Genomic DNA, 453 nt, shown 5'->3' with positions numbered 1-453 from the left:
GGAAACAATCCGACGCACGCCACATGGCAGCAGATACACCCCTGGATCAGTTGTGTTTGATTGAACGCAAACTCGCCGTGGTTGAAGATGCGGCGAAGCGTTGGCGGTTGCGCTTTACCCTGCTGCAGTTCGAGGGCCGCTTTGATGCGCTCTCGCGTTATGCCGATCGGGTTATTGATGCGAAGAAACCCGCGCCTGAAAAGCAAGTGCGGTTTTCTCGTGCTCGTGAGGGTATGGCCACGCTGCACTTGACGCATTCGGCGCGCAACATTGCCGATATTGAACACACGCTGCGCGGAATGATCGACACGGAACTGCCGCCAGCCGGCCAGATGGCCGATGCACTCATGGGTATCTTGCGCGGCGACGGCAAGGGCAGTGGGGTGCCGCATGCAGTACCACGGCCGATCATTATGGTCCCGCTTCCCGAATGGACGCGTATCCAATCCGGTG

At 58.9% G+C, this 453-nt stretch carries 1 pseudogene; it reads left to right on the top strand.

Annotated elements, in window-relative coordinates:
* Positions 1-23 precede the first annotated feature (23 nt).
* Positions 24-453 (top strand): annotated as a pseudogene (locus tag HMPREF2736_RS12875) (HNH endonuclease); the annotation flags it as partial.

The organism is Corynebacterium sp. HMSC036E10, from assembly GCF_001836265.1.
Taxonomy (GTDB): Bacteria; Actinomycetota; Actinomycetes; order Mycobacteriales; family Mycobacteriaceae; genus Corynebacterium; species Corynebacterium coyleae.
This window is presented reverse-complemented; position numbering and strand designations above follow the sequence as displayed.